The 491-nt window shown below is 59.5% G+C and carries 1 protein-coding gene; it reads left to right on the top strand.

Annotated elements, in window-relative coordinates:
* Positions 1–491, top strand: a 491-nt coding sequence (locus ACLJNW_RS23150) for an S-type pyocin domain-containing protein (RefSeq protein WP_410961078.1), incomplete at both ends; no start/stop codon positions are given.

The raw sequence follows: 491 nt of genomic DNA on the forward strand, positions 1-491 counted from the left end.
ATGTAGTACCAGGTCAGATCATCCAGGCTGCGAACACCTTGGCGATGCCGGCTACCTCTACGCCGCTGGTTTCGGTGGCCGGGTTTGGTAGTGCGGCAGTGGAGACGGCTCGCCTGGCGGCTTCCCTAACGAATGCTGTCAATCGCCTGGTTCAGATTGCTGGTAGTGGACCCGGCGCATACGTTGCCACCTTCGCGGTGCTGTCGCTGTATTCCGACCAGGCTGGTAAAGACAGTGACAAGGTTCCTGCCGGCGTTCGCAATGCATTGGCACTGGAGGCGTCCGCTCTGGGGCTTCCTGGCACGGCTGATTTGCAAAGCGTCGCCAAGGCAGGTGGCACGGTTGATATGCCGGTACGACTCACGAGTGCTGCACAAGAGAGCCCGAGTGGTAAATCGCAGATTGCCGCGATGTTGACCAACGGTGCAACTGTCCCCAAGGGCGTGCCTGTTCGCGCCGCGACCCTCAATCTGTCTCTTATACACATATCC

The sequence above is a fragment of the Salmonella sp. SAL4457 genome, from assembly GCF_046548235.1.
GTDB classification, from domain to species: domain Bacteria; phylum Pseudomonadota; class Gammaproteobacteria; order Enterobacterales; family Enterobacteriaceae; genus Salmonella; species Salmonella enterica.